Source organism: Dactylosporangium darangshiense (assembly GCF_039537565.1).
Classification (GTDB): domain Bacteria; phylum Actinomycetota; class Actinomycetes; order Mycobacteriales; family Micromonosporaceae; genus Dactylosporangium; species Dactylosporangium darangshiense.
In genome coordinates this window covers 1-852 of sequence record NZ_BAABAT010000211.1, presented here as the reverse complement: position 1 = coordinate 852, position 852 = coordinate 1, and the positions used below count along the sequence as shown (strand labels likewise).

Annotated in this window: 1 pseudogene; it reads right to left on the bottom strand. The window is 66.2% G+C overall.

From position 1 onward, the window contains the following. Window positions 1-232: 232 nt before the first annotated feature. Window positions 233-852: pseudogene (locus ABD901_RS58750) on the bottom strand (ISL3 family transposase); the annotation flags it as partial.

The following is an 852-nucleotide window of genomic DNA, read 5'->3' as shown; positions in this document are numbered from 1 at the left end:
ATCGAACTCGTCTGGGGCAACCTCAAAGCCACCGAACTGGCCAACCTCTGCCCCGAACACATCAGCGAAGCCGACACCGCCGCACACACCGGACTGCACCGCATCGGCAGCAGCTACGACTTGTGCTTCAACTTCCTCGACCACACCGGCCTTCGTCTCTGACGAAGCGTCACTCAAATATCGAAAGATCTCTAACCGGCTCTCCTGACTGATCTGTGGGTTGGTTGGGGTGTCATCGACCGTGGAGGGTGGGTCGATGGCCGCCCAGTGAGAGCATGGCCAGGGCGATCAGTGCGTCGGCGGAGTGGAACCCGAACGCCATCCGGGTGATCAGCCGGATCTTGGTGTTCATTGACTCGATCCGGCTTGGACAAGCCGTGGCTGATGGTGGCCAGGATCGCCGTGCGGTGCGCGGTGATACGGCGTTGCAGGGTGACGAATGCCGGGATCCGGCTGCGGCGGGCCCAGCTGGTCCACCGGTCCAGCGCCACCACGGCATCGTCTGGGCTGACCTTGGCGATCTGAAACACTGCGCGCAGGCCTTCCTTGAGCAGGTAGGCGCGGTAGAGCATCGGGCTGGTCCTGGCGATCCACGCCAGCTTGGCGGTCTGTTGTTCGGTGAGGGTGTCAGGGTTCTTCCACAACGCCCACCGGCACCGCTTCAGGGCGCGTGCCTCGCCGACGGCTCGCTGGGTGGCCCGGCCGGGTCCCTGCACGTGCCGTTGGCTGCCGCCCACCGCGTGGCGGGCGAGGTTCCACGCCTGCCGGCGCACCTGATCGAGGGCGTCGGTGGCCCAGGACACGACGTGGAACGCGTCCGCGCACACGACTGCGGCCGGACAATGCCGGGCG